The organism is Stenotrophomonas sp. PS02289, from assembly GCF_029960115.1.
Classification (GTDB): Bacteria; Pseudomonadota; Gammaproteobacteria; order Xanthomonadales; family Xanthomonadaceae; genus Stenotrophomonas.
Genome location: NZ_JASCOZ010000251.1, coordinates 1 through 4,522, shown reverse-complemented (window position 1 = coordinate 4,522; position 4,522 = coordinate 1). Strand labels below are relative to the sequence as shown.

Below are 4,522 nucleotides of genomic sequence, written 5' to 3'. Positions count from 1 at the left end.
AGGTAGTGACGGGCCATGCCCGTCACGATCGCCGACCAACATCATCCGGGCGCGCGCCAGCGCGTCCGGACCAAGGTGACCGCCGCAAGCGGGTACCCACCTAAATCCATCCCCTGCATTTCTCGGAAAGACATGCAGATGGAAGTGCCCCAGATCGTTGAACGCCCCATTGTTCTGCAGCAGCGAGACGCCGTCGCAGCCCAGCGTGTCCTTGAGCAGTTGGGCCATTGCCTTGGCGGTTTCGGCAACCTCGGCCAGCAGTTCATCTGGAAGATCGGTGAGATCAGGCAGATGCGCTCGCGGGCAGATCAGGATGTGCCCTGGATTGATGGGGGCATGGTCCAGGAAACAGATGATGCGGTCGGTCTGGTGTACGACATGGGCGGGTGATTGGCCGGAGGCAATCTCACAAGCTATGCAGGAGTTCATCATCGGGGCGGTCGGGCGCTTGGGGTTGGGGGCTTGCGGCGAGTGCCGGGCGGAGCCCGGCGCTACGCGGTCGTCACGGATGCTTGTGCTTGGGTCTATCGATCGCCAAGATACTGTCGCGGTGAGCGAGTTGAGGGAAGGGGCGTTTGCGACAGCCTGTGCGCTACCAGCGGTTCCGCGCTAGGTTGTTACTTGCCACGCCAGTACGGTGGTGGCTGAAACACTCAGAGGGCGTAGGTGCCAAGGATGATGAAGTTCATTGCTGATCTTCTGTTTCCAAGGCGACGGCTCTCTGAGCTCGAGTTGCTGATCCTCAATGCTGTCAGGGCGCGTCTGGAGCCGGATGTGCAACCGCTGTGGGACAAGCAGGTCGCGTCCATCAACCGGGTGGAGCGCCTACAGGAAGGTGTGGAGGCGGACTTCTTCCGAATGAGGGGTGGGAAGGTTTTCCATGATCCTGAGATCGCGTTCCCCAATCGCACTAAAGAGCTTCACCTTGCGGCTGTGGCTGTGAGCACGATGAGTTACGTTCTGAAGGCGGAAGTCTGGAGTGTTGGCGGCCATCTCTTCTGCATTGAGTATTCTGGCGGCGCTGGCTACTTCGAAGAAGCATTGGGTATGAACCCGTTGCCGGATTTTGACGTCCAGTGTGCACTGCTGGCTGATATCTCCAGTCGGACTGGATTAGCGGATGAGTAGAGGGGGTGCCATGTCCGTTATGGGGAGAACGATTCTTCTTGTTGCTGCGCTGCTTTGGACCGCTGTGGTGGTGTGGGCCTTGCTATGGGTTCGACGTGAGTTGTTGATAGATGGGTGTCTGGATATGGGATCGCGCTGGGACTACGCGCTGGATGAGTGCGAGCCGTTGCCCCGGGGAGCAGATGGGCGGTATCTGCGAGAGTGAAAATCCGCTGGGGCCGTATGGAGACTATTGAGATGAAAGTGGTTTTCAATGAGTCGAGCATGAGGCGGGTGCTTCATATGATGTTGCGATTTAGTCTGATCGAGATTCGGGCATCTGACTCTGTCGCCACTTCCGCAAAGATTGCGGATGTATTCCACAATTTGCCCTTGGCGCTGCTCGGATGTTCGACGGTTGAGGACTATGAGGAACTGATGCAAACGCTACACGAGAGGGCTGAGCGTTGCGGGCTGGGCAGCTACATCCGTGGGCTGCAGTCGGTCGCTGAAACGGAAGTAAGTAAGTCAGTCACATGAGCGGCGCTAGTGCCCTCGGATGCGCCAGTTGGTGAGCGGATTGTTGGTTCCCCGGACACCGAGAGGACGCGCATGGCGCGTCCCGACGGCGTCATCAGTAGTGATGGGCCATGCCCGTCAACGCATCAGCGCATCCGCGTAGCGCCGAGCTCTGCCCGGCTGCACGCATCAATTACCCGCCCGGCCCACGATGCCGCACCAGCAACTGCGTCATCAGCGCACGCAACGCTGGCGGTCTTACCGGCTTGGGCAGGAAGCCCCACCCGTTTTCCGCTGCATGTGCCTTCAACGCATCATCGCGCTCGGCGGTGACCAGGATCACCGGTGGCCGTGCCTGCCACAGCAGGCAAAGCTCCTCATAAAGCTCCGGCCCGCGCCATTCGCCCATGCGCACGTCCAGCAGCAGCAACTGCGGCACGTTGAAGGCCGAGGCAATCTCCAGCGCTGCCTGGGGGCCGTCGGCCAGTTCGACATTGCAGCCCCAACGCTCCAGCAGGGCACGGGTAGCGGCACACACGCGCGGGTCGTCGTCGATGCTCCACACACGGCACTGACGCAGCGGGCTGTCATCGCCCGGGTCGGCAGGCGCGACCACCGGAACTGGCGCAACCACTGCCTCCGCCTGACCCAGGGCCACCGTCACGCAGAACACGCTGCCGCGGCCGAGCGTGGACCGCAGGCCGATGCGGTGCCCCAGCAACCGCCCGATGCGCTCGACGATCGCCAGCCCCAGACCTGCGCCTCGCTCCTGTTCCACGCCGTCGTTCAATCGGCGGAACTCCTCGAAGATCTCACCCTGCAGGCTTTCCGGAATGCCCGGGCCCTGGTCGTGCACTTCAATCCGCAACTGTTCGCCGTCGCGACGGCAGCCGATCAGCACGCGGCCGCGCGGGGTGTAACGCAGTGCGTTGGACAGGAAGTTCTGCAGGATGCGGCGCAGCAGGGCTTCGTCGCTGACCACTACGGCTTTGGTATCCACCCAGTCCAACTGCAGGCCTCGGCTCTGCGCGGCAATGCCGAACTCGCGGGCCAGGGTCTCCAGCAGGGGCGACAACGCAAACGCACGCACATTCGTCTGCAGCGTGCCCGATTCCAATCGCGAGATATCCAGCAGGCTGTTGAGAATGGCGTCCTGTGCGGCCAGCGCGGCGTCCACATGCTCGCTCAGCTCGCGCGCGTCGCCCTGCAACTTGCCGCGCAACACGGAGACGAACATGCGCGCGGCATTCAACGGCTGCAGCAGGTCATGCACCGCCGAAGCCACGAAGCGCGTCTTGTACCGATTCGCCCGCTCGGCCTCGCGGCGCGCTTCATCCAGATCACGTGTGCGCTCGGCCACGCGGTGTTCCAGCGCATCGGCGAGCGAGCGCAGTTCGCGCGCGGTGTTCTTGTAGGCTGTGATGTCTGCGTAGCTGGTGACAAAGCCGCCATCCGGCAGCGGGTTGCCGCGGATCTCCAGCACGGTGCCGTCGTCTTTCTCACTCTCGCGCATATGCGGGCGACCGCTGCGCAGGTGATTCAAACGGCGCTCAATGGCCTCATCAATCGGCCCCGGCCCGAGCAGGCCACGACGCGCGTTGAAACGGAAGATCTCTTCAATCGGGCGACCGACCTTCACCAGATCGGAGGGGAAGCGGAACAGCTCCAGATAGCGCGCATTCCACGCCACCAGCTTCTGCTCGTTGTCGATGACGACCACGCCCTGCGGCAGGTGTGCGAGGCTGCGGCTGAGGCCGCTGTCGGCCTGCTGGGCGGCCTGCAGGATGCCGTCCTGTGCGGTACGAAGCTCTTCGGCGTGCTGCTGCAGCACGCTCTCCAGTTCGCGGCGGCTGCGCTGGCGGTGCGCGGCCAGACGTCGGCGCTGCTGGATGAACAACGACAGGAAGCAGAGCGCCAGCCAGATGCCGCCGGCGGCCAGTGCGGTGCTGCGTCCGACCGCGCCGCTGGCGCTGGCGTCATGCAGCAGGTGCAGCTTCCAGTTCGGCTCGGTCAGGGTGTAGGTCTGCCACAGCATGGGGCGGGGCAGGGCGGGCTGCTCCACGCGCACCATGCGGCCGCCGTCAGGCAGTACGTCCAGGGTGCGGCTGCGCAGGGGTTGCAGCGAGCGGTCGGCGTACTGGCGCGTGGCCAGCATCTCGGCGCGCTCGGCCGGGGCCAGTGGGCGCAGCAGGCGGTAGCGCCACGCATCGCCGTTGGCGAGAAACACCACGTCATGCGCGTCGCTGGCCATCACGATGTCGGTGCTCTGCAGCCATTCCTGCTCCAGTGCGCGCAGTTCGATCTTGATCGCGATCACGCCGATCGGCTTGCCATCGGCGTCGTAGATCGCCTGCGACAGGAAATAGCCGGGCACGGCGGTGGTCATGCCGATGCCGTAGAAGCGGCCGGTGCCGGTGGCCATGGCCTGCTGGTAATACGGGCGGTAGCTGTAGTCCTCGCCGACGTTGCTGGCCGGCTGGTCCCAGTTGCTGGCGGCCACGGCGACGCCGCGGTGGTCGATCAGGGTCAGGGTGGAGGTGCGGGTCACGCTGTTGGCGCGCTGCAGCTTGAGGTTCAACTGCTGGCGCTCGGCGTCGCTGAGCGGGCGGCTGAGCGAGTCCTGCAGATTGGGATCCAGCGCCATCACCTGCGGCAGGGTGCCGAAACGGTCGATGCGCTGCTGCAGCGTCTGTGCGTACAGGTCCAGCTGCCGACGCACCTGGGCGCTTTCGGCGGAAAGGGCGCGCTGCTGGGCGTAGCGGCCGGCCACGAGGGCGGAAATCAGGGTGCCGCCGACCATCACCAGCAGGGTCAGCAGCAGGGCACGTTTGCGGGAGGTGCTGTACATGCCGGGAGTTTACGCGGCGAGCTGGCGGGTGCGCGTTGCGCGCCCCCC

General features: G+C 64.3%; 4 protein-coding genes. 2 read left to right on the top strand and 2 right to left on the bottom strand.

All coding sequences use genetic code 11. The features are described from left to right. Window positions 1–432, bottom strand: a 432-nt coding sequence (locus QMX83_RS20370; RefSeq protein ID WP_282298455.1) for an HIT family protein, incomplete at its 3' end; no start/stop codon positions are given. A 243-nt stretch (window positions 433–675) separates the two neighbouring features. Here QMX83_RS20370 and QMX83_RS20365 point away from each other — a divergent pair. Continuing rightward, window positions 676–1,128, top strand: a complete 453-nt coding sequence (locus QMX83_RS20365; protein WP_282298454.1) for a hypothetical protein — start codon at window positions 676–678, stop codon at window positions 1,126–1,128. Between the two features lie 237 nt (window positions 1,129–1,365). After that, window positions 1,366–1,647, top strand: coding sequence for a hypothetical protein (locus tag QMX83_RS20360; protein ID WP_282298453.1), 282 nt, complete (start codon window positions 1,366–1,368; stop codon window positions 1,645–1,647). 172 nt (window positions 1,648–1,819) lie between these two features. Here the strand turns inward: QMX83_RS20360 and QMX83_RS20355 are convergent, their stop codons facing one another. Next, complete coding sequence (locus tag QMX83_RS20355) at window positions 1,820–4,474, bottom strand: PAS-domain containing protein (RefSeq protein WP_282298452.1); 2,655 nt, start codon at window positions 4,472–4,474, stop codon at window positions 1,820–1,822. Between the last annotated feature and the right edge of the window lie 48 nt (window positions 4,475–4,522).